Source organism: Variovorax paradoxus (genome assembly GCF_030815855.1).
Classification (GTDB): Bacteria; Pseudomonadota; Gammaproteobacteria; order Burkholderiales; family Burkholderiaceae_C; genus Variovorax; species Variovorax paradoxus_M.
The window spans coordinates 1,799,665-1,825,067 of record NZ_JAUSXG010000001.1; the positions used below are offsets into that span (position 1 = coordinate 1,799,665).

Here is a 25,403-nt window from a genome sequence, read left to right on the forward strand (position 1 = left end):
CAGCAGTGACACTGGTTCGGGCACGGTTGCAGCCAGAGTCAACTCAAGCATGAATATCACATTAAGAAACGACTATGCGCCATTTGAAATAGAAGCATTTCTATGAGAAACTTCCGCGCGTTGATTGAAGAGCGCACTAAATTACAGCCACAGCCCTAAAAGGAGAGACAAGCATGTCGGCAAATCCAGAGAACCTGTTCGGCTCGGCCGCGAATGACGCGGACGCCCAGGAAACCCGTGAATGGATGGATGCCCTGTCCTCCGTGATTCAAAGCGAGGGGCCTGAGCGGGCCCACTTCCTTCTGGAGCAGCTGCTCGAACATGCCCGGCAGCACAGCATCGACAAGCCGTTCTCGGCGAATACAGCCTACGTCAACACCATCGAGCCCGACCAGGAAGAGCGTTGCCCCGGCAATCTCGAGATCGAGGAGCGCCTGCGCGCCTACATGCGCTGGAATGCCATGGCGATGGTGGTCAAGGCCAACCGCCACCATCCCGCCGAAGGCGGCGACCTCGGCGGCCACATCGGCTCCTTCGCCTCGCTGGCCAACATGTTCGGCGCGGGCTTCAACCACTTCTGGCACGCCGAGAGCGAAAACCACGGCGGCGACTGTCTCTACATCCAGGGCCACGTATCGCCCGGCATCTACGCCCGCGCCTACCTGGAAGGCCGCCTGACCGAAGAGCAGCTGCTCAACTTCCGCCAGGAAGTCGACGGCAAGGGCCTGTCGAGCTATCCGCATCCGAAGCTGATGCCCGAGTTCTGGCAGTTTCCCACCGTATCGATGGGCCTTGGCCCGCTGATGGCCATCTACCAGGCGCGCTTCCTCAAATACCTGCACGCCCGCGGCATCGCGAATACGGAGAACCGCAAGGTCTGGGTGTTCTGCGGCGACGGCGAAATGGACGAAGTCGAATCGATGGGCGCCATCGGCCTCGCAGCGCGCGAGAAGCTCGACAACCTGATCTTCGTGATCAACTGCAACCTGCAGCGCCTGGACGGCCCGGTGCGCGGCAACGGCAAGATCATCCAGGAACTCGAGGGCGAATTCCGCGGCTCGGGCTGGAACGTCATCAAGCTGATCTGGGGCAACGGCTGGGACCAGCTGCTCGCGCGCGACAAGGACGGCGCGCTGCGCAAGATCATGATGGAGACCAACGACGGCGACTACCAGGCCTTCAAGGCCAACGACGGCGCCTACGTTCGCAAGCATTTCTTCGGCCGCGACCCGCGTACGCTCGAAATGGTTTCCAAGATGAGCGACGACGACATCTGGCAACTGCGCCGCGGCGGCCACGACTCGCAGAAGGTCTATGCGGCCTTCGACGCGGCCGTGAAGCATGAAGGCCAGCCCACGGTGCTCCTGATCAAGACGGTCAAGGGCTTCGGCATGGGCAAGATCGGGGAGGGCAAGAACAACGTCCACCAGACCAAGAAGCTCAGCGACGAAGACATCATGGCCTTCCGCGACCGCTTCAACATTCCGATTCCGGACAGCAAGATCGCCGACCTGCCGTTCTACAAGCCGGCCGACGACACGCCGGAAATGAAGTACCTGCACGAGCGCCGCAAGGCTCTCGGCGGCTACCTGCCGCACCGCCGCACCAAGGCCGACGAGGCGTTCACGGTGCCGTCGCTCGACGTCTTCAAGTCGGTGATGGAGCCCACGGCCGAAGGCCGCGAGATCTCGACCACGCAAGCCTACGTTCGCTTCCTTACGCAGTTGCTGCGCGACAAGGCGCTGGGCCCGCGCGTCGTGCCCATCCTGGTGGACGAGGCGCGCACTTTCGGCATGGAAGGGTTGTTCCGCCAGATCGGCATCTACAACCCCGCAGGCCAGCAGTACACCCCGGTCGACAAGGACCAGGTCATGTACTACAAGGAAGACAAGGCCGGCCAGATCCTGCAGGAAGGCATCAACGAAGCCGGCGGCATGTCCAGCTGGATTGCCGCGGCCACCTCGTACAGCACCAACAACCGCATCATGGTGCCGTTCTACGTGTACTACTCGATGTTCGGCTTCCAGCGCATCGGCGACCTGGCCTGGGCGGCCGGCGACATGCAGGCCCGCGGCTTCCTGCTCGGCGGCACCTCGGGGCGCACCACGCTGAACGGCGAAGGCCTGCAGCACGAAGACGGCCACAGCCACATCCTGGCCAACACCATCCCGAACTGCGTGAGCTACGACCCGACCTTCGCGCACGAAGTCGGCGTGATCCTGCACCATGGCTTGAAGCGCATGGTCGAGAAGCAGGACAACGTCTATTACTACCTGACGCTGCTCAACGAGAACTACGCGATGCCCGGCCTGCAGCCCGGCACCGAAGAGCAGATCATCAAGGGCATGTACCTGTCGAAGCAGGGCCCGGCACTGAAGGCCAAGGCACCGGCGGTTCAACTGCTGGGCAGCGGCACCATCCTGCGCGAAAGCTTTGCCGCGCAAGAGCTGCTCGAGAAGGACTGGGGCGTGTCCGCCTCGGTGTGGAGCTGCCCGAGCTTCAACGAGCTCACGCGCGACGGCCAGGATGCCGACCGCTGGAACCTGCTGCACCCGGACCAGACGCCGCGCGAATCCTTCGTGTCGCAGCAACTGTCGCCGACCACCGGTCCGGTGATCGCGTCGACCGACTACATGAAGGCCTACGCGGAACAGATTCGCCCCTTCATTCCGAAGGGCCGTACCTACAAGGTGCTGGGCACCGACGGCTTCGGCCGCAGCGACTTCCGCAACAAGCTGCGCGAGCACTTCGAAATCAACCGCCACTACATCGTCGTCGCCGCGCTCAAGGCGCTCTCCGAAGACGGTACGGTACCGGTGGCCAAGGTGGTCGAGGCGATCAAGAAGTACGGCATCAATGTCGACAAGGTCAACCCGCTCTACGCCTGAACATCAACAATCAACGAACGAACGGCGCCTCACGGCGGGAGACAAACGATATGGCAGCAGTGGAAGTCAAGGTGCCGGACATCGGCGATTTCGATGAAGTCGCGGTGATCGAGGTGCTGGTGAAGGTGGGCGACACGGTCAAGGCCGAGCAGTCGCTCATCACGGTGGAATCGGACAAGGCGTCGATGGAGATTCCGTCGTCAACCGCCGGTGTGGTGAAAGAAATCAAGGTCGAGGTCGGCGGCAAGGTGAAAGAGGGCTCCGTGGTCCTCGTGCTCGAAGCCGAGGGTGCTGCCGCGGCACCGGCTTCGGCGCCTGCAGCGGCTGCTGCTGCCGCCCCGGCGCCAGCAGCGGCGCCTGCGCCGGCTGCCGCCCCCGCGGCCTCCGGTCCGGTCGAGATCAAGGTGCCGGACATCGGTGACTTCAAGGACGTCGCGGTCATCGAGCTGCTGGTGAAACCCGGCGACACGATTGCGGCCGATCAGTCGCTGATCACGGTGGAGTCGGACAAGGCCTCGATGGAAATTCCGTCGTCGGCTGCCGGCGTGCTGAAGGAACTGAAGGTCAAGGTCGGCGACACGGTCAACATCGGTGATTTGATCGCGATCCTGGAAGGTTCGGCAGGCGCGGCACCTGCGCCTGCGCAAGCTGCTGCAGCCGCCCCGGCCGCGGCAACCGCCAGCGCCCCCGCGCCGGCCGCTGCTTCGCCGGCACCTGCCGCAAGCCCGGCAGCCGCTGCTGCGCCGCACGATCCCACCACGGCACCGACCGGCACGCTGCCGCATGCCTCCCCCTCGGTGCGCAAGTTCGCGCGCGAACTCGGCGTGCCGCTCGAGGAGGTCAAGGGCTCCGGTCCCAAGGGCCGCATCACCCAGGAAGACGTCCAGGGCTTCACCAAGGCCGTGATGAGCGGCCAGGCCAGCACCAAGGCCTCGGCAGCCAAGGCGCCGGCCGGCGGCGGCAGCGCGGACGGTGCGGCATTGGGCCTCATCCCCTGGCCCAAGGTCGACTTCACGAAGTTCGGCCCGGTCGAGCGCAAGGACCTCTCGCGCATCAAGAAGCTCAGCGGTGCCAACCTGCACCGCAACTGGGTGATGATTCCGCACGTCACCAACAACGACGAAGCCGACATCACCGAGCTCGAAGCCTTCCGCGTCTCTACCAACAAGGAAAACGAGAAGTCGGGCGTCAAGGTCACGATGCTGGCCTTCGTGATCAAGGCCGTGGTTGCGGCGCTCAAGAAGTTCCCTGACTTCAACGCCAGCCTCGACGGCGACCAGCTCGTCTACAAGCAGTACTTCAACGTCGGCTTTGCGGCCGACACGCCCAACGGGCTCGTGGTGCCGGTGCTGAAGGATGCCGACAAGAAGGGCATCCTGCAGATCAGCGCCGAGATGGGCGAACTCGCCAAGAAGGCGCGCGACGGCAAGCTCGGTTCGGCCGACATGCAGGGCGGCTGCATGTCGATCAGCTCGCTGGGCGGTATCGGCGGCACGCACTTCACGCCCATCATCAACGCCCCCGAAGTGGCCATCCTCGGCCTCTCGAAGGGCCAGATGAAGCCGGTGTGGGACGGCAAGCAGTTCGTGCCGCGCCTGACGCTGCCGCTGTCGCTGTCGTACGACCACCGCGTGATCGATGGTGCCCTGGCTGCGCGCTTCAACGCCTATTTGGGGCAAGTGCTCGCGGACTACCGTCGAATCCTGTTATGACCACCGTAGTGGCCGTCCGCAAAGGCGGCCAGGTCACGATGGCGGCCGATTCGCTGGTGACCTTCGGCGATACGCGGCTTTCGCACCGCGCCGAAGCGAATCAGAAGATCTTCACGGTCGAGGATGCGGCGGGGCAGAGCCTGTTTGCCGTGGCCGGGGCCGCTGCGCACTTCCTGGTGCTGCAGCATGCGCTGGCTGCGCAGCCGCGCGAGGCGCTGCTGTTCGGCAGCAAGCACGAGATCTTCCGCACCTTCACGCTGTTGCATCCGGTGCTGAAAGACGCGTTCTTCATGCAGACCAAGGAAGACGAGCATGAGCCCTACGAGTCGAGCCAGTTCACGATGCTGATGGCCAATGCGAGCGGCATCTACGGCATCTACAGCTACCGCGAGGTGTTCGAGTTCAAGCAGTTCTGGGCCATCGGCTCGGGACGCAGCTTTGCGCTCGGCGCCATGCACGCGGCCTATGACATCAAGTCGCGCACGTCGCGCGACGTGGCGGAGGCAGGAATTGCCGCCGCCTGCGAATTCGATCGCAATTCGGCCCCCCCGGTCGACGTTCTCACACTCAAACTGAAAGTGTCCAAATGAGCGAACAGCAAATCAAGGTGCCGGACATCGGCGACTTCGACGAAGTCGCGGTGATCGAGGTGCTGGTCAACGTCGGCGACACGGTCAAGGCCGAGCAGTCGCTGATCACGGTCGAATCGGACAAGGCCTCGATGGAAATTCCGTCGTCTGCCGCCGGCGTGGTGAAGTCGCTGGCTGTGAAGGTGGGCGACAAGGTGAAAGAAGGCTCCGTGGTGCTGACGCTGGAGGTGGACGGCGCCGCGGCTGCTGCGGCGCCTGCCGCTGCACCCGCACCGGCGGCTGCCGCTCAGGCGAGTGCCGCCGTGCCCCCACCACAGGCCTCCCCCAGCGGGGCAGGGAGCAAGCCCATGCCTGTGTCGAGCTACGGCGGCAAGGTCGATGTCGAGTGCGACGTGATCGTGCTCGGCGCCGGCCCGGGCGGCTACTCGGCCGCTTTCCGCGCGGCCGACCTCGGCCTGAAGGTGGTGCTCATCGAGCGCTACGCCACGCTCGGCGGCGTGTGCCTCAACGTGGGCTGCATTCCGTCGAAGGCGCTGCTGCACGTCGCGTCGGTGATGGACGAGGTCAAGCATTTCGCCGACTTGGGCGTGAGCTTCGCCGCGCCCACGGTCGACCGCGCCAAGCTGCTCGGCCACAAGAACAAGGTGGTGGGCAAGCTCACCGGCGGCCTCACGGCCATGGCCAAGATGCGCAAGGTGACGGTGCTGCGCGGCGTCGGCAATTTCATCGACCCGTACCATTTGGAAGTGGATGAGACCTCCGGCACCAGTTGGGACACCACGGGCAAGAAGCAGACCGTCAAGTTCCGCAACGCCATCATCGCGGCCGGGTCACAGTCGGTCAGCCTGCCGTTCATGCCCAAGGACGATCCGCGGATCGTCGATTCCACCGGCGCGCTCGAGATGGGCACCGACCCCAAGCGCATGCTGATCCTGGGCGGCGGCATCATCGGCCTCGAAATGGGCACGGTGTATTCCACGCTCGGCGCGCGGCTCGACGTGGTCGAAATGCTCGACGGCTTGATGCAGGGCGCCGACCGCGACCTGGTGAAGGTGTGGCAGAAGATGAACGCGCCGCGCTTCGACAACATCATGCTCAAGACCAAGACGGTCGGCGCCGAGGCCACGAAGCAGGGCATCAAGGTCACCTTCGAAGGCGAGCAGGCACCGAAGGAGCCGCAGGTGTACGACCTGGTGCTGCAGGCCGTGGGCCGCAGCCCGAACGGCAAGAAGATCGGCGCCGAGAAGGCCGGCGTGGCGGTGAGCGACCGCGGCTTCATTCCGGTCGACATCCAGATGCGCACCAATGTGCCGCACATCTTCGCCATCGGTGACATCGTCGGCCAACCCATGCTGGCGCACAAGGCAGTGCATGAGGCGCACGTGGCCGCCGAAGTCATTGCCGGCGAGCAGAAGGGCGACAAGGAGCTTTCGAGCGCCGCCTTCAACGCCCGCGTGATCCCGAGCGTGGCCTATACCGACCCCGAGGTGGCGTGGGTCGGCCTCACGGAAGACCAGGCCAAGGCCGAAGGCATCAAGATCAAGAAGGGCCACTTCCCCTGGAATGCTTCAGGCCGCGCCATTGCCAACGGCCGCGACGAGGGCTTCACCAAGCTGCTGTTCGACGCCGAGACGCATCGCATCCTGGGGTGGCGGCATTGTCGGCACGCACGCCGGCGACATGCTCGGCGAGATTGCACTGGCCATCGAAATGGGCGCCGACGAGATCGACATCGGCAAGACCATCCACCCGCACCCGACGCTGGGCGAAAGCATCGGCATGGCGGCCGAGGTGGCGCACGGTACCTGTACCGACCTGCCGCCGACAAAGAAGGCTTGACCGCCTGTTGCGCCGCGCCCGAGCCATCGGAGCGGCCATAAAAAACCCGCCGTGGCGGGTTTTTTTTGGGCCTGAAGGAAGGCGGCTCAGTCGCCGGTGCGGGTCGCGGCGACGGCTGCGGCCTTGACCTCGTCATTGGGTGCGCCACCAAGCACGCGGCGCGCCCCATCGAACCTGCGGCTCCAGTAGCTGCCGTTCATGTCTTCCACCCGCACCTGGGCGCCTGTGCGCGGCGAATGGATGAACTTGCCTTCGCCGACGTAGATGCCGACATGGCTGAAGGCACGGCGCATGGTGTTGAAGAAAACGAGATCACCAGGCTTGAGCTGGCTGCGGTCGATCTTCTCGGTGGCGGCTGCCTGCTCTTCGGCGCGGCGCGGAAGCAGGTGGCCGACCGTCTGGTTGTACATGGCGCGAACGAAGCCGCTGCAATCGAAGCCGGACTCCGCCGAGTTGCCGCCGCGGCGGTAGGGCACGCCGAGGAAGCCGATGGCAGTGACCACCAGGTCGGAAGTTCGTTCGGTGACGGTTTGACGGACCTGCTGGAGTTGCCCGATCAGACCCTTGTCGGCAAGCAAGCGAGCCAGTTCGTCATCGGTTCGGTCCTGTTGAGGAGCGGCCTGGACGGCGACGGCAAACAGGAGGGAAGCGGGTAGGACGAAAAAACGCATGGCGCGTAGGATATTGATGACGCACGGTTATGTCAACCTCATCCGAATTGCCGAATGTATCTGCAAATGGTTGATTTAGTTGATATTTTTCGATTTAGCCCAAGAAAAAATGTAACGGTGGACCTTTATGAACCATAAGCGATTGCCTGCGAATGGACATCCATCCGCAGGGTGAATCGGCAAACGGGCTGGATCTCGGCGCTATTTCCAGCCAAGATGCCTCCAACTCTCCGGAAAAGACATGAACCTGCGAATCCGAGCGAACTTCCGTCTTGCATGTGGTGTTGCCGGCCTGGTGTTCGGCAGCGTTGCAATGGCGCAAACGCGTTCCGAAACCATTTCGTCCGGCCTCGAGAACCCTTGGGGGCTGACCTTTCTGCCGGGCGGCCGTTTCGTGGTGACCGAGCGACCGGGTCGTTTGCGGGTGATCGCTGCGGATGGAAAGATCGGCGCGCCGGTCTCCGGACTGCCCGCCATCGCGGCAGGCGGCCAGGGCGGCTTGCTCGACGTGCTGGCCGATTCGGCCTTCGAAAAGAACCGCACGCTGTATTTCTGCTTTTCCGAACCCGAGGCCGGGGGCTCCGCCAACGGCACTGCGCTGGCTCGCGCGCAGCTCTCCGAAGACGGTGCGAGGCTGGAGAACCTGCGGATCATCTTCAGCCAGCAGCCCAAGGTGGCCAGCCGCAATCACTTCGGCTGCCGCATCGTCGAGGCGCGCGATGGCAATCTGTTTCTCACGCTGGGTGACCGGTTCAGCCGCAAGGAAGATGCGCAGAAGCTCGATAGCCATCTGGGGAAGGTCGTGCGCATCGCCAAGGATGGCACCGTGCCCAAGGACAACCCGTTCGTCGGCAAGGCGGGTGCGCTGCCCGAAATCTGGAGTTACGGCCATCGCAATGGCCAGGGCGCGGCGCTTGCGCCCGACGGCCGTTTCTGGATGACGGAGCATGGTCCGCAAGGCGGCGACGAAATCAATGTCCCGCAGGCCGGCCGCAACTACGGCTGGCCGGTGATTACCTATGGTGAGAACTATGGCGGCGGCAAGATCGGCGACGGCATCACGGCCAAGGAGGGCATGGAGCAGCCGCTGCACTATTGGGTGCCGTCGATTGCCCCGTCGGGCATGGCCTTTCTGAGCAGCGACCGCTATGGCGCGGGGTGGAAGGGCAATCTGTTCGTTGGATCGCTCAAGTTCGGCTATCTCGACCGTATCGAGTTGAAGGACGGCAAGGTTGTCGCCGAGCACAAGCTGCTGGCCGACGGCAGGGCACGCATTCGCGATGTGAAGCAGGGCCCCGACGGTTGGCTGTACGTGCTGACCGACGAATCCGAGGGCAAGCTGCTGCGCCTGCGGCCGAACTGAGTTCGCTCTTCAGCCGGGGCAGCCCGGCAGAGGTAGCGTGGGCAGCATGCGGCGCCAGAGCCGCATCCACTCGGGCCAGTCATGGCCGCCTTCGGTCGTGAACACACGGTCTGCGGGCAGCGCCGCCGCCAGCAGCCGATGGCTGAAGGCAAAGCGGTCGTCGAGGCCGTAGCCCAGGTAGAGCGGCGGGCGCGCACCGAAGGTGGCGGTGGTGCCGACATAACCGCGCAGCCATTGCCACAGCTGGGTCTCGTTCGGCGTTCGCAAGTCGCTGCCAGGCGGGTCGCCCAGCGGCCCGGTCCAGCGGGCCAGGCCTCCCGCATTGGCGATGTCCAGGCTGAGCGCGCGTTCTCCGAGATAGGGCGCGATGGCGACGAGGCCGGCCAACTCGCCGGGGCGGGTTTGCGCATAGAGCAGCCCGCCGAAACCCCCGACCGAGATGCCGGCGATCCAGATCGACTTGTAGCCCCTGCTGCGTGCCGGCGCCATCACGTCCGCGCTCAGGCGGTCGAGGATGGTCTTGTCGTTGTAGTAACCCAGGTGCGCATCGACCCGCATCACGTCCACCGCGAGCCTGTTGTCGTTCAGTGCCGTGATGAAACCCTCGCGCGTGAATTCGTCCGGGTGCGAATGCGCGCCGGGCAGCAGCACCAGCAGCGTGTCGGCGTTCGATGTGCAGGTGCTCTTTTCGAGCGTGCTTTCCAGCGGTGCCTTGGCCGTGCGCAGGCCGCCGCAGCCGGCGACCAGAAGCGCCGCGCACAGGCTCAGGGCCGGGAAATGGCGCCCGGCCGGCGGGTGCCGCGTCGAAAAGATCCGCATCCGCCGGAGTCTAGATGCACGGCTTTTCGGTGGTACGGTCTAGCTCAATCAATTTTCATCTGAAAGAATCAGTTCATGCTGCTCGACGCCTCGCAATCCCAACTCGTGCTGGTCGACTACCAGGCGCGGCTGATGCCTGCGATCTTCGAGGCCGATGCCGTGGCGCAGAACGCCGTGCGCCTGGGCAAGATGGCGCGCCTGTTCGAAGTGCCGGTCTGGGGCACCGAGCACAACCCGTCGAAGCTCGGCGAGACCGTGCCCGACATTCGTGCGCTGTACAAGCGAACCTTGCCCAAGATGCATTTCAGCGGCATGGAGGAAGGCCTTGGCGAGTGGCTGCGCGTGCCGCCCAAGGCACCGCAGGGCAACGCCCGCAGCCTGCCGAAGCACCTGCAGAAGCCCGCCGCCGCGGCCGAAGAGCGCAACACCATCGTGATTGCCGGCTGCGAGGCGCACGTGTGCCTGCTGCAGACCGCACTCGATCTCCTGGAAGACGAATTCGAGGTGTGGGTGGTGACCGACGCCTGCAGCTCCCGCGCCGAGCGCAACCGCGACGCTGCCTTCGACCGGCTGGCCGGCGCCGGCGCCGAGCTGGTGACCACCGAGATGGTCGGCTTCGAATGGCTGCGCACGGCCGAGCACCCCGCGTTCGACGAGTTGCTGAAGATCGTTCGATAGGGTATTGCAACCAGGCCCCTGGGCGAGGCCGGAGCCGGACTGACGCGGGCGAAACCTGATTGTCCGGCCCGTCAGCTTGCTGCAAAATCGATCTCCATAATTATGAATTCAGTTTTGGGCGGCGCTGATCGCCGGGGCTGATTTCCATAACAAGGAGACATCGCAGATGAGCCGCTATGAAGAGTTCTATCGCCAATCGGTCGATGCGCCCGAGGCATTCTGGGCCGAGCAGGCCCGGCTGATCGATTGGCAGACGCCGCCGGCTCAAGTGCTGGATGCCAGCCGGCCGCCATTTGCCCGCTGGTTCGTGGATGGCACCACCAATCTGTGCCACAACGCCGTGGACCGGCATCTGGCCGCGCGCGGCGATCAAGCGGCGCTGATCTTTGTCTCGACCGAAACCGGCACTGAAAAAACCTACAGCTTCCGCGAACTCCATGCCGAGGTACAGCGCACCGCGGCCAGTCTGATCGAGCTGGGCGTCGGGAAGGGCGACCGCGTGCTCATCTATATGCCGATGATTCCGGAGGCCGCATTCGCGATGCTGGCCTGCGCGCGGATCGGCGCGATCCATTGCGTGGTCTTCGGCGGTTTTGCGAGCGGCTCGCTGGCCACGCGCATCGAGGATGCCGAGCCCAAGGTGGTGGTGAGCGCCGATGCCGGCTCGCGCGGCGGCAAGGTCATTGCGTACAAGCCCTTGCTCGACGAGGCCATCCGGCTTTCGAAGCACAAGCCGCCGGCGGTGCTCCTGACCGACCGCGGCCTGGCGCCGATGGCGCTGACCGCGGGCCGCGACCACCTGGCTGCCGAGTTGAGCCGGAAGCACCTCGACACCGAAGTGCCTTGCGCCTGGCTGGCCGCGACCGACATCAGCTACACCATCTACACGAGCGGCACCACCGGCAAGCCCAAGGGCGTGCAGCGCGATGTAGGCGGCTATGCGGTGGCGCTGGCCGCCAGCATGCAGCACATCTTCGGCGGACGGCCCGGCGAAACCTATTTCTCGACCAGCGACATCGGCTGGGTGGTGGGCCACAGCTACATCGTCTACGGGCCGCTGATTGCCGGCATGGCCACCCTGATGTATGAGGGCCTGCCCACGCAAGGCCTCGACAAGCAGCCCGACGGCGGTATCTGGTGGCGCCTGGTCGAGAAGTACAAGGTGACGGTGATGTTCAGCGCACCCACGGCCGTGCGCGTGCTCAAGAAGCAGGATCCGGCGCTGCTCAGGAAATACGACCTGTCGAGCCTGCGCGCGCTGTTCCTGGCGGGCGAGCCGCTCGACGAGCCCACCGCGCGCTGGATCGGCGAGGGGCTGGGCGTGCCGATCATCGACAACTACTGGCAGACCGAATCGGGCTGGCCGATCATCACCATTGCCAATGGCGTCGAGAGCAAGCCCAGCAAATTCGGCAGCCCCGGCGTGCCGATGTACGGCTTTCGCGTGAAGATCCTGCACGAAGCCACGGGCGAGGAGCTGACAGGCGCCAACGAGAAGGGCGTGGTCGTGATCGAGGGCCCGACGCCGCCGGGCTTCATGCAAACGGTGTGGAAGGACGATGCGCGCTTCGTCGATACCTACTGGAAGACCGTGCCCGGCAAGATGGTCTATTCGACCTTCGACTGGGGTATTCGCGACGAGGACGGCTACTTCTACATCCTCGGCCGTACCGACGATGTCATCAACGTGGCGGGCCACCGCCTCGGTACGCGCGAGATCGAAGAATGCATCTCAGGCCACGCCGGCGTGGCCGAGGTGGCGGTCGTCGGCGTGGCGGATGCGCTCAAGGGCCAGGTCGCAATGGCCTTCGTCGTGCCCAGGGACGGCGGGGCAGTCATCGACGCCGATATGGCGCTGAAGCTGGAGGGCGAGATCATGAAAGTCGTGGCCGACCAGCTCGGCGCACTGGCGCGGCCGGTGCGCGTTCGCTTCGTGAACGGGCTGCCCAAGACCCGCAGCGGCAAGTTGCTGCGACGCGCCATCCAGGCCGTGTGCGAGCAGCGGGATCCGGGCGACCTGACCACCCTCGACGACCCCGCCACGCTGCAGCAGATCAAACAGTTACTTTCTTCCGCCTGAATGAGCAAGGGGCAATCTTGCGATGTGGCGCCGAGCCGTCATATGTTCGACGTGGCACAATGCCAAGGTACTCAGGCCCTTCCCCAGCCACAGTCGCATCCGCCAACCGGTTCAGCCGTGTCGCGGAAGGTTTTCTTAACCAGCTAGTGCTTCCTTCAGGGAAGCGAAGGTCAGCGGAACATGAGCGATTCTTCTACGCCCTCGGCGTACACCGCCTATCAGGGCAACACCTACCTCTTCGGCGGCAATGCGCCCTATGTCGAGGAGATGTACGAAAACTACCTTGCCAACCCGGGCAGCGTGCCTGACAACTGGCGCTCGTATTTCGATGCGCTGCAGAACGTCCCCGCGGTCGACGGCTCCAACACCCGTGACGTGCCGCACCAGCCCGTCATCAACGCCTTTGCCGAACGCGCCAAACAGGGCACGACCAAGGTGGTTCAGGCCAGCGGCGCCGATTCCGAGCTCGGCCGCAAGCGCACCGCCGTCCAGCAGCTGATTGCCGCCTACCGCAACGTCGGCGCCCGCTGGGCCGACCTCGACCCCCTGAAGCGCGCCGAGCGCCCGGCCATTCCGGAACTCGAGCCCTCGTTCTACGGCTTCACCGATGCCGATCTCGAGACGGTGTTCAACACCAGCAACACCTTCTTCGGCAAGGAGACCATGTCGCTGCGCGACCTGCTCAATGCCTTGCGTGAAACGTACTGCGGCACCATCGGCGTCGAGTACATGTACACCACCGACCAGAACCACAAGCGCTGGTGGCAGCAGAAGATCGAAAGCGCGCGCACCAACCCGCAGCTGACGGCCGAACAGAAAAAGCACGTGCTGAACCGCCTCACCGCGGCCGAAGGCCTCGAGCGCTTCCTGCACACCAAGTACGTCGGCCAGAAGCGCTTCTCGCTCGAAGGCGGCGAGAGCTTCATCGTCTCGATGGACGAACTCATCAACCAGGCCGGCATCAAGGGCGTGCAGGAAATCGTGATCGGCATGGCCCACCGCGGCCGCCTGAACGTGCTGGTCAACTCGCTGGGCAAGTTGCCGGCCGACCTGTTCGCCGAGTTCGACCACACCGCCCCCGAAGACCTGCCGAGCGGCGACGTCAAGTACCACCAGGGCTTCAGCTCGGACGTGACCACCCCCGGCGGCCCGGTGCACCTGAGCCTGGCGTTCAACCCCTCGCACCTCGAAATTGTGAACCCCGTGGTCGAAGGCTCCGTGCGCTCGCGCATGGACCGCCGCGCCGACCCGCAGGGCAAGCAGGTGCTGCCCGTGCTCGTGCACGGCGACGCGGCCTTCGCAGGCCAGGGCGTCGTCATGGAAACGCTGGCGCTGGCCGAAACGCGCGGCTACTTCACGGGCGGCACGGTTCACATCGTCATCAACAACCAGATCGGTTTCACCACCAGCGACCCGCGCGACAGCCGCTCGACGCTGTACTGCTCGGACATCGTCAAGATGATCGAAGCACCGGTGCTGCACGTGAACGGCGACGACCCCGAAGCCGTGGTGCTCGCCACCCAGCTCGCCCTTGAATTCCGCATGGAGTTCCAGAAAGACGTGGTGGTCGACATCGTCTGCTTCCGCAAGCTGGGCCATAACGAGCAGGACACCCCTTCGCTCACCCAGCCGCTGATGTACAAGAAGATCGCCCAGCACCCCGGCACGCGCAAGCTGTACGCGGACAAGCTGGCGACGCAGGGTCTCGGCGACACGCTCGGCGACGACATGGTCAAGGCGCAGCGCGCCGCCTTCGACGAAGGCAAGAACACCATCGACCCGGTGCTCACCAACTTCAAGAGCAAGTACGCGGTCGACTGGAGCCCCTACCTCAACAAGAAGTGGACCGACGCCGGCGACACCGCCATTCCGTCCAGCGAGTGGAAGCGCCTGGCCGAGAAGATCACCACGGTGCCGGCCGGCTTCACGGTGCACCCGCTCGTGAAGAAGGTGCTGGACGACCGCGCCGCCATGGGCCGCGGCGACGTGAACGTCGACTGGGGCATGGGCGAGCACATGGCCTTTGCCTCGCTGGTGGCCAGCGGCTATCCGGTCCGCCTGTCGGGCGAAGACTCGGGCCGTGGCACGTTCACGCACCGCCACGCCGTGCTGCACGACCAGAACCGCGAGAAGTTCGACACCGGCACCTTCACGCCGCTGCAGAACGTGGCTGAAAACCAGGCGCCGTTCGTCGTCATCGACTCCATCCTGTCGGAAGAAGCCGTGCTCGCGTTCGAATACGGCTACGCCTCGAACGACCCGAACACGCTCGTCATCTGGGAAGCCCAGTTCGGCGACTTCGTGAACGGTGCGCAAGTGGTGATCGACCAGTTCATCGCTTCGGGCGAAGTGAAGTGGGGCCGCGTCAACGGCCTGACCATGATGCTGCCGCACGGCTACGAGGGCCAAGGCCCCGAGCACAGCTCGGCACGCCTGGAGCGCTTCATGCAGCTGAGCGCCGACGCCAACATGCAAGTGGTGCAGCCGACCACCGCCAGCCAGATCTTCCACGTGCTGCGTCGCCAGATGGTGCGCAACCTGCGCAAGCCGCTGATCATCCTCACGCCGAAGTCGCTGCTGCGCAACAAGGATGCGACCTCGCCGCTGTCCGAGTTCACCAAGGGCAGCTTCCAGACGGTCATTCCGGACAGCAAGGGTCTGAAGGCCGAGAAGGTCAAGCGACTGGTCGCCTGCTCGGGCAAGGTCTACTACGACCTGTTCAAGAAGCGCGAGGAGCGTGGCGACGAAGACGTGGCCATCATCCGCGTCGAGCAGCTCTATCCGTTCCCGCACAAGGCGTTTGCCGCCGAGGTCAAGAAGTACCCCAACCTCGTCGACGTGGTCTGGTGTCAGGACGAACCGCAGAACCAGGGCGCCTGGTTCTTCGTGCAGCACTACATCCACGAAAACATGCAGGAAGGCCAGAAGCTCGGCTACTCCGGCCGCGCCGCTTCGGCGTCGCCGGCGGTGGGCTACTCGCACCTGCACCAGGAACAGCAGAAGGCGCTCGTCGATGGCGCGTTTGGCAAGCTCAAGGGCTTCGTGCTGACCAAGTAATCAAAAGCCTCTTTTCACACGAACACCCTCAAGAACAAAACGGAGCACACTCCAAATGTCTATCGTAGAAGTCAAAGTCCCCCAGCTTTCCGAATCCGTGGCCGAAGCCACCATGCTCACCTGGAAGAAGAAAGCCGGCGAAGCCGTCGCCGTCGATGAAATCCTGATCGAGATCGAAACCGACAAGGTCGTGCTGGAAGTGCCGGCGCCCTCGGCCGGCGTGCTGGCCGAAATCGTGCAGCCCGATGGCGCCACCGTGGTGGCCGAGCAGCTGATCGCCAGGATCGACACCGAAGGCAAGGGCGCGGCCGCCGCACCTGCAGCAGCATCCGCTGCCGCCCCGGCGGCCGCCGCAGCACCTGCACCGGCCGCTGCTGCTGCCGCCACCGGCGGTTCGAAGTCGGACGTCGCCATGCCCGCCGCCGCCAAGCTGCTGGCCGACAACAACCTCAAGACCGGCGACGTGGCCGGCACCGGCAAGGACGGCCGCGTCACCAAGGGCGACGTGCTCGGCGCCGTGGCCTCGGGTGCCAAGCCCGCGCCCACCGTGGCCGCCCCGGCTGCCAAGCCTGCACTGCCGCAAGTCGCCGCGCCCGCCCGCGCGGCCGACCTGGGTGAACGCCCCGAGCAGCGCGTGCCGATGAGCCGCCTGCGCGCCCGCATTGCCGAGCGCCTGTTGCAATCGCAATCGACCAACGCCATCCTGACGACGTTCAACGAAGTGAACATGGCGCCCGTCATGGAACTGCGCAAGCGCTTCCAGGACAGCTTCACCAAGGAACACGGCGTGAAGCTCGGCTTCATGAGCTTCTTCGTGAAGGCCGCGGTGCATGCGCTGAAGAAGTACCCGGTGATCAACGCCTCGGTCGACGGCAACGACATCCTGTACCACGGCTATTTCGACATCGGCATTGCCGTCGGTTCGCCGCGCGGCCTGGTGGTGCCCATCCTGCGCAACGCCGACCAGATGAGCTTTGCCGACATCGAGAAGAAGATCGCCGAATACGGCAAGAAGGCGCAAGACGGCAAGCTGGGCATCGAAGAGATGACCGGCGGCACGTTCTCCATCTCGAACGGCGGCACCTTCGGCTCGATGCTCTCGACCCCGATCATCAACCCGCCCCAGTCCGCGATTCTCGGCGTGCACGCCACCAAGGACCGCGCCGTGGTCGAGAACGGCCAGATCGTCGTCCGCCCGATGAACTATCTCGCCATGAGCTACGACCACCGCATCATCGACGGCCGCGAAGCCGTGCTGGGCCTGGTCGCCATGAAGGAAGCGCTGGAAGATCCGTCGCGCCTCCTGTTCGACATCTGAGGAGACTGATCAGATGGCAAACAAACAATTCGACGTCATCGTCATCGGCGGCGGCCCCGGCGGCTACATCGCCGCCATTCGCGCCGCGCAACTCGGCTTCAACGTCGCCTGTATCGACGAGTGGAAGAACGGCAAGGGCGGCCCCGCACCGGGCGGCACCTGCACCAACGTGGGCTGCATTCCGTCGAAGGCGCTGCTGCAATCGTCGGAGCACTTCGAGCAGGCCGGCCACCACTTTGCCGACCACGGCATCAAGGTGGAGGGCCTTGGCCTGGACATCGACAAGATGCTGGCCCGCAAGGACCAGGTCGTGAAGCAGAACAACGACGGCATCCTGTACCTGTTCAAGAAGAACAAGATCAGCTTCTTCCATGGCCGCGGTTCGTTCGTGAAGACTGACGAAACCGGCTATGAGATCAAGGTGGCGGGTGCTGCCGAAGAATCGATCAGCGGCAAGCACATCATCCTGGCCACGGGCTCCAATGCCCGCGCATTGCCCGGCACGCCGTTCGACGAAGAAAACATCCTCTCGAACGACGGCGCACTGCGTATCGGCGCAGTGCCCAAGAAGCTGGGCCTGATCGGCTCGGGCGTCATCGGCCTCGAGATGGGCTCGGTGTGGCGCCGCCTGGGCGCTGAAGTCACGGTGCTCGAAGCGCTGCCGACCTTCCTCGGCGCGGTCGACGAGCAGATCGCCAAGGAGGCCAAGAAGGCCTTCGACAAGCAGAAGCTCAAGATCGAACTCGGCGTCAAGGTCGGCGAGATCAAGTCGTCGAAGAAGGGCGTGAGCGTTGCCTGGACCAATGCCAAGGGCGAAGCCCAGACGCTCGAAGTCGACAAGCTGATCGTCTCGATCGGCCGCGTGCCCAACACCATCGGCCTGAACGCCGAAGCCGTGGGTCTCAAGCTCGACGAGCGCGGCGCCATTGCCGTGGACGACGACTGCAAGACCAGCCTGCCCAACGTGTGGGCCATCGGCGACGTGGTGCGCGGCCCGATGCTCGCGCACAAGGCCGAGGAAGAGGGCGTTGCCGTGGCGGAGCGCATTGCGGGCCAGCACGGCCACGTCAACTTCAACACCGTGCCGTGGGTGATCTACACCAGCCCCGAGATCGCGTGGGTTGGCCAGACCGAGCAGCAGCTCAAGGCCGCGGGCCGTGCCTACAAGGCCGGCACCTTCCCGTTCCTCGCGAACGGCCGCGCACGCGCGCTGGGCGACACGACCGGCATGGTCAAGTTCCTGGCCGATGCAACGACGGACGAAATTCTCGGCGTGCATATCGTCGGCCCGCAGGCCAGCGAACTGATCTCCGAAGCCGTGGTGGCCATGGAGTTCAAGGCCAGCGCCGAAGACATCGCGCGCATCTGCCATGCGCACCCGTCGCTGTCGGAAGCCACCAAGGAAGCGGCACTTGCCGTGGACAAGCGCACGCTGAACTTCTGACCCATTGACCAGCGTCAAAGAGGCCTACGAGGCGGAACTCGCGGTGCGCGGGTTCCAGAGCGATCCCGCGCAACTGCGCGCCGTCGAGGCGCTGGACCGTTGCGCGCGCGAGTGGGCCGACTACAAGGCCCAGCGCTCCAACGCGCTGAAGAAGTTCATCAACCGGCCGGAGCTCCCGCGCGGCGTCTACATGTATGGCGGCGTCGGGCGGGGCAAGAGCTTCCTGATGGACCTGTTCTTCAACGCCGTGCCGCTGCGGCGCAAGACGCGTCTGCACTTTCACGAGTTCATGCGCGAGGTGCACCGCGAACTGCGCGAGCTGCAGGGCACGGTCAACCCGCTCGATGAGCTGGGGTTGCGGATATCGAAGCGGTACAAGCTGATCTGCTTCGACGAGTTTCACGTGGCGGACATCACCGACGCGATGATTCTTCATCGCCTGCTGGTGTCGCTGTTCGAGAACGGCGTGGGCTTTGTCACCACCTCCAATTTCAAGCCCGACGACCTGTATCCCGGCGGGCTGCATCGCGACCGCATCCTGCCCGCGATCGCGCTGCTGAACGAGAAGCTCGAAGTGCTGAGCGTGGACAACGGCACCGACTACCGGCGCCGCACGCTCGAGCAATTGCGGATGTATCTCACGCCGAACGATGCGGGCGCAGAGAAAGAATTGCGCAAGGCGTTCGACAAGCTGGCCGAGACGGCCGACGAAAACCCGATCCTGCACATCGAGCAGCGCGAGATCCGCGCCAGGCGCAAGGCGGGCGGCGTGGTCTGGTTCGACTTCAAGACGCTGTGCGGCGGGCCCCGCTCGCAAAACGACTATCTTGAAATCGCCAGCCAGTTTCACACCGTGCTGCTGTCCGACGTGCCGCACATGCCGGTTCGCATGGCTTCCGAAGCACGCCGTTTCACGTGGCTGGTCGATGTCTTGTACGACCGCCGCGTCAAGCTCATCATGTCGGCTGAGGTGCCGCCGGAGGCGTTGTACACCGAGGGACCGCTCGCCCATGAGTTTCCGCGAACGGTTTCCAGGTTGACCGAAATGCAATCGAGCGAATTCCTCTCCCTGGAGCGCCGGATCGTCGACACTCGCCTGACATGAAAAATATCGTTTTCGCCGTGCTGATGACCTTGGGCAGCCTGCCGCTGTGGGCGCAGTCCAATGCGGCCGCGGGCACGGCCGACTTCGAAGCCGAACGCAGCCGGCTGGCGGCCGAGCGCGCCGCCATCGACGCGCGCTTCGAGAAGGAGCGCGCGGCCTGCTACCAGAAGTTCGCGGTCGAAGATTGCCTGCGCGACAGCCGCAGGCGTCGCCGCACCGAAACCGACCACATCAAGCGCCAGGAAACGGCCATCAACGACATCGAGCGCCAGCGGCGCGGCGCGGCCGAACTCGAGAAGCTCGATCAGAAGGCCGCCACGCAGCGTCCGCAAGATGCGCCCGAGAAGCAGGACGAGTCCCGCCAGGCCCAGAAGGACCGCGAGCAGCGCGCGGCCGACCATGCGGCGAGCCGTGCCGCCACCGCGGCCGAGGCGGACGCGCGCCGGCGCGAGCTCGAAGCCAAGCAGAGAGCACACGCCGAAGACCAGGCCAAGGCCGCCCAGCGGCGCGCCGAGGCACCCGCGGCCGTCGAACGCTTCGAGAGCAAGCAGCAAAAGGCGGCGGAGCACAGGGCCAGCCGCGAACGGCAGAACGCCGACCGTACCAAGCCGCGCGGGGCGCCTTTGCCGCCTCCGCCGCCGGCATCCCCGGCTTCGTCGCCCACTCGTTGAGCGGATGAGGCCGAGGGCCGGCGGCGCTCAGGCTTCCGCGGGAAGCGCCTCGAGCTTCAGTACCGCGATGGAGATGTTGTCGCCCGTGCCGCGGGCGCGGCGGCGCGCCTCGCTCACGAGGAGTTCCACGGCATCGCGCGGCTGCTCCCCATACAGCACGCTCGCCAGTTCCTCCGGGCTGAAGTAGTGCCAGAGCCCGTCGCTGCAGGCCATCAGCAGGTCGCCGGGCTGCATTGCCGGAATGTAGTGGGGCTCGATCGGCGGTGGGGTCGTTGTCATGCCGAGGCAGCCCAGGAGGATGTTCCCCTTGGGGTGGACATTGGCCTGGGCCTCGCTGATTTCGCCGCGGTCGACGAGCACCTGCACATAGGAGTGGTCGCGCGTGCGCGTGACGAGTTCGCCGTCCTGGAAGTGATAGATGCGGGAGTCGCCCGCGTGAATCCACGCGCAGTCGCCCTTGGGGTTCATCAGAAAGGCGGCCAGCGTGCTGTGCGGCTCCTGCTCGCTCGACAGGGCCGTGAGCTTGATGACCGTGTGCGCATCTTCCAGCAGCTGCCGCAGCACTGCCGTGGAACTGTCGCGATCGGGGTGGTAGCGGGTGAAGAGCTGGCGCGCCGTCATCAGCACCTGGTCGGACGCCTTGCGCCCGCCGCTGCGCCCGCCCATGCCGTCGGCAATGACGCCCAGCATGCAGCCCGGCACGCGCGGATGGCTCATCATCAGCACCTGGTCCTGCTGGTAGGGGCGGTCTCCCTTGTGGAGGCCGGTGGCGGCGGCAAGTCGAAAGCCTAGGGTCATGAGCGCAATGCGCCAACGGCGCGCTTTCTGTCTTCTCGTGAATTCGTGTCAGGACGTATTATCGAGTGAACACGAGAGCGCGCGGAATATGCACGCATCGCCAACGTTGGACTCCAATCTCCACTCCCTTTCCCGCCAATTGATCGAGTTGCGCATCGAACATGCCGACCTTGATGCCACCATCGACCGCTTGGCCGAGGCTTTGCCGCAAGACGAACTCCTGCTGCGGCGCCTGAAGAAGCGCCGCCTCGGGCTGCGCGACCAGATCGTGCGGCTCGAAAACATGCTCGATCCGAGAGAACCCGCGTGACCGACACACTCGAGGACAAGGTGCGCGACGCCTTCGCGCACGGAGGCGTGCTTTCCCGCGCCGCCGAGCAGTTTCGCGAACGCTCGGGGCAAACCGAAATGGCGCTGGCCGTGGCGCGCACCATCGAAGACGGCGGCGTGCTGGTGGTCGAGGCCGGCACCGGCGTCGGCAAGACCTTCTCGTATCTCGTGCCCGCGTTGCTGAGCGGCGAACGCGTGCTGCTGTCGACCGCCACCAAGACCCTGCAGGACCAGCTGTTCGGCCGCGACCTGCCGCGCCTGGTCGAAGCGCTCGAGCTGCCGGTGCGGACGGCGCTGCTCAAGGGCCGCGCAAGCTATCTGTGCCTGCACCGGCTCGACCTGGCGCGCCACGATGCATCGCTGCCCGAACGCGGCAGCCTGCGGAGGCTCGCCAAGATCGAGCAATGGTCCAAGGCCACGCGAACCGGCGACCTGGCCGAGCTGCCGGGGCTGGACGAGCGCTCGCCGCTCATTCCGCTGATCACTTCCACGCGCGAGAACTGCCTGGGTGCGCAGTGCCCGCAGTTCAAGCCCTGCCACGTCAACCTGGCGCGGCGCGAGGCGCTGGCGGCCGACGTGGTGGTGATCAACCATCATCTGTTCTTCGCGGATCTCGCGGTCCGCGAGACCGGCATGGCGGAACTGCTGCCGACCGTGAGCGTGGTGGTGTTCGACGAGGCGCATCAGCTCAATGAAACCGGCGTGCAGTTTCTGGGTGCGCAACTCGGCAGCGGCCAGGCGCTCGATTTCGCACGCGATCTGCTCGGCGCGGGCCTGCAGCATGCGCGCGGGCTGGTCGACTGGCAGCAACTGGTGGCGGCCGTCGAGCGCGCGGCGCGCGAGTTGCGCCTGGCGGTCGGCAAGCAGTGGCCCGGTACCAAGCTGCGCTGGGTCGGGCCTTCGCCGGAAGGAATCGATCCTGGTCTCTGGCAGGGCGCACTTGACGACTTGCAGCATGCATTCGAGCTGGCGGCCGAGGGGCTCGATACCGTCAGCGAGATATCGCCCGATTTCGTGCGCCTGTACGAGCGCGCGCAGCAACTCGCGAAGCGCGCGGCGCGTTTTGCCTTGCCTTGCGAGGTCGAATCCGTGCGCTGGGTCGACGTGGGCACCCAACTGCGCCTGATCGAGTCGCCGCTCGACATCGCCGAGGCCATGCGCAAGCGCGTGCTCAAGATCGACCGCGGTGATCGCGATCTCGATGCCTATGGCGAAGAAAGAGAAGACAGCCGCCCGGCGCCGGAAGACAGCGGCCGCGCCTGGGTCTTCACTTCCGCCACGCTGGGCGACGAGCCCACGCTGCGCTGGTTCACCGAGCCGTGCGGCCTCGGCGATGCCGAGGTGCTGCGGGTGCAGAGCCCTTTCGACTATGCCGCACAGGCCGGGCTCTACGTGCCGCGTGCCTTTCCGAAGCCCAACGATGCGTCTCACAGCCAGCGGGTTGCGCAACTGGCCGCGCGGGGCGCCAGCGAGCTTGGTGGCCGCACGCTGGTGCTGACGACCACGCTGCGTGCCTTGCGCGCCATCGGCGACGAGATGAAGCAGCAGTTCGAGCGACTCGAGGCCGACGTTCGGCCCGAGGTGCTGGTGCAGGGCGAACTGCCCAAGCGCGTGCTCATGGACCGCTTCCGCGAAGGCGCGGGTGCCGGGCGCGCCGGTTGCGTGCTGGTGGCATCCGCATCGTTCTGGGAAGGCTTCGACGCCCCGGGCGACGCATTGCAGCTGGTGGTGATCGACAAGCTGCCGTTCCCGCCGCCGAACGATCCGCTGGTCGAAGCGCGCTCGCAGCGGCTGGAAGCCCAGGGGCGCAGTTCGTTCAGCGACTATTCGCTGCCCGAGGCGGCCGTGGCCTTGAAGCAGGGGGCAGGGCGGCTGATTCGCCGCGAAACGGATTGCGGGGTGCTTGCGATCTGCGACACCCGCCTGGTGGCCATGGGCTACGGCCGGCGGCTGCTGGCCGCGCTGCCGCCGATGCGGCGGCTGGAGAGCGAAGCGGATTTCGAAGCCGCCATCGGCGATCTGAAGAATTCGCTGTCGGCCTGAAAAGGCAGGCGAAGAAAAAGCCCCGAAGGGCTTTGTTCTCTGACTGGATTACCAGACCTTCCACCAAGGATCGTCCTTGCCCTTGAAGCCGCGCGCCAGGTACTCGCTTTGCGGGTAGTTGGCGGTCAGCACGCGCTGCGCGTCGTCGCGCAGGTCCTTCATGCCGAGCGCGTCGTAGGAGCGAACGATGATGTACAGCGCTTCTTCGAGAGCGGGCACTTCGCGGTAGTCGGACAGCGCAAGCTGCGCCCGGTTGATGGCCGCGAGGTAGGCGCCGCGCGAGTAATAGTAGCGCGCCACATGCACTTCGTACTGGGCGAGCGAGTTCACGATGTAGTTCATGCGCTGGCGCGCGTCGGGCGCGTAGCGCGACGCGGGGAAGCGCGTCACGAGCTCCTTGAACGACTCGAACGACTCCTTGGCAGCCTTCTGGTCGCGCTCGGACAGGTCTTGCCGCGTCAGGAACGCGAACATGCCGAGATCGTCGTTGAAGTTGATCACGCCCTTGAGGTACAGCGCGTAGTCGAGCGCCGGGCTCGCCGGGTGCAGCTTCATGAAGCGGTCCAGCGTGGAAACGGCGTTGGCCTTTTCGCCGGACTTGTACTGCGCATAGGCCTTTTCGAGCTGGGCCTGCTGCGCGAGCGGCGTACCGGCGGCACGGCCTTCGAGCTTCTCGTACAGCGGCACGGCCTTGTCGTAGGCGCCGGAACCGGCTTCGTCCTTGGCTTCCGCGTAAATGCGGTTGGGGCTCCAGCTCGCCGTCTTGTCGGCGGTGGGGGTGGAGGAGCAGCCGGCTGCAAGCAGCGCTGCCGCGCTGAGGGCGATCCAGGAGGGGACCGATAATTTGGCGCGAAACATCACATACGGCTTTCGTGAAACAGTTGCCCTCAATTATATCGACCGCCCCCTCGGACCTGGTTCCCGACAGTACCGAGCCCGACGAGGGCGCGGACCCGGCCGAGTCCAGCGAGCTGCGGCCCTTTGCCATGGGACCGGCCGAGCACGGCAAGCGGCTGGACCGCGCGCTGGCCGCCCTGGTACCCGAATTTTCTCGCAACTATCTGCAACAGCTGATCGAAGCCGGCGCCGTGGAGCTGCAAGGCCGCACGGTCCTGAAGGCTTCCGCCACCGTGCGCGCCGGCCAGGCCGGCCACATCGAACTGCGGCCCACGCCGCAGAGCCAGGCCTTCCGGCCCGAGGCCATGGACATCGTCACGGTGCACGAGGACGAACACCTGCGCATCATCGACAAACCGGCCGGCCTGGTGGTGCATCCGGCGCCGGGCCATTGGAGCGGCACGCTCCTGAACGGGCTGCTGGCGCTCGACCCCAAGGCGTCGCTGCTGCCGCGCGCGGGCATCGTCCACCGGCTCGACCGCGACACCAGCGGACTGATGGTCGTGGCGCGCACCCGGGCCGCGATGGACGCCATGGTGGCGCTGATCGCGGCGCGCGAGGTGAAGCGGCAATACCTTGCCGTCGGGCACAAGCCTTGGGCGGGCGCGGCTGCGCGCCAAGTCGACGCGCCCATCGGCCGCGATCCGCGCAACCGCTTGCGCATGGCCGTGGTCGATCTGGAGCGCCACGCGGGCAAGACGGCGCGCACGCTCATCGAACGGCTGGACAGCAACGCACAGGGGTGCGCCGTGCGGTGCACGCTCGAAACCGGCCGTACCCACCAGATCCGGGTGCACATGGCCTCCATCGGGCATCCGCTGGTCGGCGACGCGCTCTACGGCGGCGCGCCCGCCGCGGGGCTGGAGCGGCAGGCGCTGCATGCCTTCAGGCTGGCATTCGTGCACCCCGTCACGCAGGCGCCGCTGGAGTTCCGCTCCCTTCCGCCGGCCGATCTTGTGCATGCGCTGCAGACCTGGGGGCTGGATTACAATCGCGCCTGACGGCCCGAGGGCCGCGCCGGCCACTCGATGCCGGCCTTGCGTTGCACTCGCCGCGTGCCGGCAACGCCTACTCCTTCCATCCTTGTGAGCCGCGTCCCT

General features: G+C 65.5%; 18 protein-coding genes and 1 pseudogene. 15 read left to right on the forward strand and 4 right to left on the reverse strand.

Features of this window, described 5'->3' with window-relative positions; all coding sequences use genetic code 11:
* Nucleotides 1–173 precede the first annotated feature (173 nt).
* The 4 genes and pseudogenes from aceE to lpdA (QFZ42_RS08355) all read left to right on the forward strand — a co-directional run bounded on the left by aceE (nucleotide 174) and on the right by lpdA (QFZ42_RS08355) (nucleotide 7,029).
* A complete protein-coding gene (gene aceE, locus QFZ42_RS08340; RefSeq protein ID WP_307700515.1) occupies nucleotides 174–2,888 on the forward strand; it encodes a pyruvate dehydrogenase (acetyl-transferring), homodimeric type in 2,715 nt (904 codons plus the stop codon).
* Nucleotides 2,889–2,938: 50 nt separating this feature from the next.
* Nucleotides 2,939–4,600: a dihydrolipoyllysine-residue acetyltransferase gene (aceF, locus tag QFZ42_RS08345; protein ID WP_307700516.1), complete on the forward strand. Its 1,662-nt coding sequence runs from the start codon at nucleotides 2,939–2,941 to the stop codon at nucleotides 4,598–4,600.
* The gene (locus tag QFZ42_RS08350; protein WP_307700517.1) at nucleotides 4,597–5,190 is read left to right on the forward strand and encodes an MFS transporter; all 594 of its coding nucleotides are present in this window, start codon (nucleotides 4,597–4,599) and stop codon (nucleotides 5,188–5,190) included. Before aceF ends, QFZ42_RS08350 begins: the two co-directional genes overlap by 4 nt.
* Nucleotides 5,187–7,029 (forward strand): annotated as a pseudogene (lpdA, locus tag QFZ42_RS08355) (dihydrolipoyl dehydrogenase). Before QFZ42_RS08350 ends, lpdA (QFZ42_RS08355) begins: the two are co-directional and overlap by 4 nt.
* An 86-nt stretch (nucleotides 7,030–7,115) precedes the next feature.
* Here lpdA (QFZ42_RS08355) and QFZ42_RS08360 read toward each other — a convergent pair.
* Nucleotides 7,116–7,700, reverse strand: a complete 585-nt coding sequence (locus QFZ42_RS08360) for a C40 family peptidase (RefSeq protein WP_307700518.1) — start codon at nucleotides 7,698–7,700, stop codon at nucleotides 7,116–7,118.
* Between the two features lie 313 nt (nucleotides 7,701–8,013).
* On the opposite strand from QFZ42_RS08360, the gene QFZ42_RS08365 reads away from it, so the two are divergent.
* Nucleotides 8,014–9,063: a PQQ-dependent sugar dehydrogenase gene (locus tag QFZ42_RS08365; protein WP_307704194.1), complete on the forward strand. Its 1,050-nt coding sequence runs from the start codon at nucleotides 8,014–8,016 to the stop codon at nucleotides 9,061–9,063.
* 9 nt (nucleotides 9,064–9,072) lie between these two features.
* Here the strand turns inward: QFZ42_RS08365 and QFZ42_RS08370 are convergent, their stop codons facing one another.
* On the reverse strand, nucleotides 9,073–9,882 hold the full coding sequence (locus QFZ42_RS08370; protein WP_307700519.1) for an alpha/beta fold hydrolase: 810 nt from the start codon (nucleotides 9,880–9,882) through the stop codon (nucleotides 9,073–9,075).
* Between the two features lie 75 nt (nucleotides 9,883–9,957).
* Here QFZ42_RS08370 and QFZ42_RS08375 point away from each other — a divergent pair, with 75 nt between their 5' ends.
* The 7 genes from QFZ42_RS08375 to QFZ42_RS08405 all read left to right on the forward strand — a co-directional run bounded on the left by QFZ42_RS08375 (nucleotide 9,958) and on the right by QFZ42_RS08405 (nucleotide 20,235).
* On the forward strand, nucleotides 9,958–10,560 hold the full coding sequence (locus QFZ42_RS08375) for an isochorismatase family protein (RefSeq protein WP_307700520.1): 603 nt from the start codon (nucleotides 9,958–9,960) through the stop codon (nucleotides 10,558–10,560).
* Between the two features lie 127 nt (nucleotides 10,561–10,687).
* A complete protein-coding gene (locus QFZ42_RS08380; protein WP_307704195.1) occupies nucleotides 10,688–12,640 on the forward strand; it encodes a propionate--CoA ligase in 1,953 nt (650 codons plus the stop codon).
* Nucleotides 12,641–12,820: 180 nt separating this feature from the next.
* Nucleotides 12,821–15,697, forward strand: coding sequence for a 2-oxoglutarate dehydrogenase E1 component (locus tag QFZ42_RS08385; protein ID WP_307700521.1), 2,877 nt, complete (start codon nucleotides 12,821–12,823; stop codon nucleotides 15,695–15,697).
* Between the two features lie 55 nt (nucleotides 15,698–15,752).
* A complete protein-coding gene (gene odhB / locus QFZ42_RS08390) occupies nucleotides 15,753–17,015 on the forward strand; it encodes a 2-oxoglutarate dehydrogenase complex dihydrolipoyllysine-residue succinyltransferase (RefSeq protein ID WP_307700522.1) in 1,263 nt (420 codons plus the stop codon).
* A gap of 13 nt (nucleotides 17,016–17,028) precedes the next feature.
* Nucleotides 17,029–18,459 (forward strand): dihydrolipoyl dehydrogenase, encoded by a 1,431-nt coding sequence (lpdA, locus tag QFZ42_RS08395; protein WP_307700523.1) that lies wholly within the window; start codon nucleotides 17,029–17,031, stop codon nucleotides 18,457–18,459.
* Between the two features lie 4 nt (nucleotides 18,460–18,463).
* Nucleotides 18,464–19,564 carry a cell division protein ZapE gene (zapE, locus tag QFZ42_RS08400; RefSeq protein ID WP_307700524.1) on the forward strand — a complete coding sequence of 367 codons (1,101 nt, stop codon included), beginning with the start codon at nucleotides 18,464–18,466 and terminating at the stop codon, nucleotides 19,562–19,564.
* The gene (locus tag QFZ42_RS08405; RefSeq protein ID WP_307700525.1) at nucleotides 19,561–20,235 is read left to right on the forward strand and encodes a hypothetical protein; all 675 of its coding nucleotides are present in this window, start codon (nucleotides 19,561–19,563) and stop codon (nucleotides 20,233–20,235) included. The genes zapE and QFZ42_RS08405 overlap by 4 nt, the downstream gene beginning before the upstream one ends.
* A gap of 27 nt (nucleotides 20,236–20,262) precedes the next feature.
* On the opposite strand, the gene QFZ42_RS08410 is transcribed toward QFZ42_RS08405, so the two are convergent.
* Nucleotides 20,263–21,033 (reverse strand): PP2C family protein-serine/threonine phosphatase, encoded by a 771-nt coding sequence (locus QFZ42_RS08410; RefSeq protein ID WP_307700526.1) that lies wholly within the window; start codon nucleotides 21,031–21,033, stop codon nucleotides 20,263–20,265.
* 106 nt (nucleotides 21,034–21,139) lie between these two features.
* On the opposite strand from QFZ42_RS08410, the gene QFZ42_RS08415 reads away from it, so the two are divergent.
* Together QFZ42_RS08415 and QFZ42_RS08420 are read left to right on the forward strand one after the other, a co-directional pair.
* Nucleotides 21,140–21,343, forward strand: a complete 204-nt coding sequence (locus QFZ42_RS08415; RefSeq protein ID WP_307700527.1) for a DUF465 domain-containing protein — start codon at nucleotides 21,140–21,142, stop codon at nucleotides 21,341–21,343.
* The gene (locus QFZ42_RS08420) at nucleotides 21,340–23,406 is read left to right on the forward strand and encodes an ATP-dependent DNA helicase (protein WP_307700528.1); all 2,067 of its coding nucleotides are present in this window, start codon (nucleotides 21,340–21,342) and stop codon (nucleotides 23,404–23,406) included. The genes QFZ42_RS08415 and QFZ42_RS08420 overlap by 4 nt, the downstream gene beginning before the upstream one ends.
* A 48-nt stretch (nucleotides 23,407–23,454) precedes the next feature.
* Here QFZ42_RS08420 and QFZ42_RS08425 read toward each other — a convergent pair whose 3' ends face one another.
* Entirely contained in the window at nucleotides 23,455–24,264 is an 810-nt protein-coding gene (locus tag QFZ42_RS08425; RefSeq protein WP_307700529.1) for an outer membrane protein assembly factor BamD, read from the reverse strand.
* A 56-nt stretch (nucleotides 24,265–24,320) separates the two neighbouring features.
* Here QFZ42_RS08425 and QFZ42_RS08430 point away from each other — a divergent pair, with 56 nt between their 5' ends.
* Entirely contained in the window at nucleotides 24,321–25,304 is a 984-nt protein-coding gene (locus QFZ42_RS08430; protein ID WP_307704196.1) for an RluA family pseudouridine synthase, read from the forward strand.
* Nucleotides 25,305–25,403: the final 99 nt, after the last annotated feature.

What these genes read in the sequence shown, in the direction of transcription:
- aceE (WP_307700515.1), top strand. Translation starts at nt 174, where the DNA reads ATGTCGGCAAATCCAGAGAACCTGTTCGGCTCGGCCGCGAATGACGCG.
- aceF (WP_307700516.1), top strand. Translation starts at nt 2,939, where the DNA reads ATGGCAGCAGTGGAAGTCAAGGTGCCGGACATCGGCGATTTCGATGAA.
- QFZ42_RS08350 (WP_307700517.1), top strand. Translation starts at nt 4,597, where the DNA reads ATGACCACCGTAGTGGCCGTCCGCAAAGGCGGCCAGGTCACGATGGCG.
- QFZ42_RS08360 (WP_307700518.1), bottom strand. Translation starts at nt 7,700, where the DNA reads ATGCGTTTTTTCGTCCTACCCGCTTCCCTCCTGTTTGCCGTCGCCGTC.
- QFZ42_RS08365 (WP_307704194.1), top strand. Translation starts at nt 8,014, where the DNA reads ATGGCGCAAACGCGTTCCGAAACCATTTCGTCCGGCCTCGAGAACCCT.
- QFZ42_RS08370 (WP_307700519.1), bottom strand. Translation starts at nt 9,882, where the DNA reads ATGCGGATCTTTTCGACGCGGCACCCGCCGGCCGGGCGCCATTTCCCG.
- QFZ42_RS08375 (WP_307700520.1), top strand. Translation starts at nt 9,958, where the DNA reads ATGCTGCTCGACGCCTCGCAATCCCAACTCGTGCTGGTCGACTACCAG.
- QFZ42_RS08385 (WP_307700521.1), top strand. Translation starts at nt 12,821, where the DNA reads ATGAGCGATTCTTCTACGCCCTCGGCGTACACCGCCTATCAGGGCAAC.
- odhB (WP_307700522.1), top strand. Translation starts at nt 15,753, where the DNA reads ATGTCTATCGTAGAAGTCAAAGTCCCCCAGCTTTCCGAATCCGTGGCC.
- lpdA (WP_307700523.1), top strand. Translation starts at nt 17,029, where the DNA reads ATGGCAAACAAACAATTCGACGTCATCGTCATCGGCGGCGGCCCCGGC.
- QFZ42_RS08405 (WP_307700525.1), top strand. Translation starts at nt 19,561, where the DNA reads ATGAAAAATATCGTTTTCGCCGTGCTGATGACCTTGGGCAGCCTGCCG.
- QFZ42_RS08410 (WP_307700526.1), bottom strand. Translation starts at nt 21,033, where the DNA reads ATGACCCTAGGCTTTCGACTTGCCGCCGCCACCGGCCTCCACAAGGGA.
- QFZ42_RS08425 (WP_307700529.1), bottom strand. Translation starts at nt 24,264, where the DNA reads ATGTTTCGCGCCAAATTATCGGTCCCCTCCTGGATCGCCCTCAGCGCG.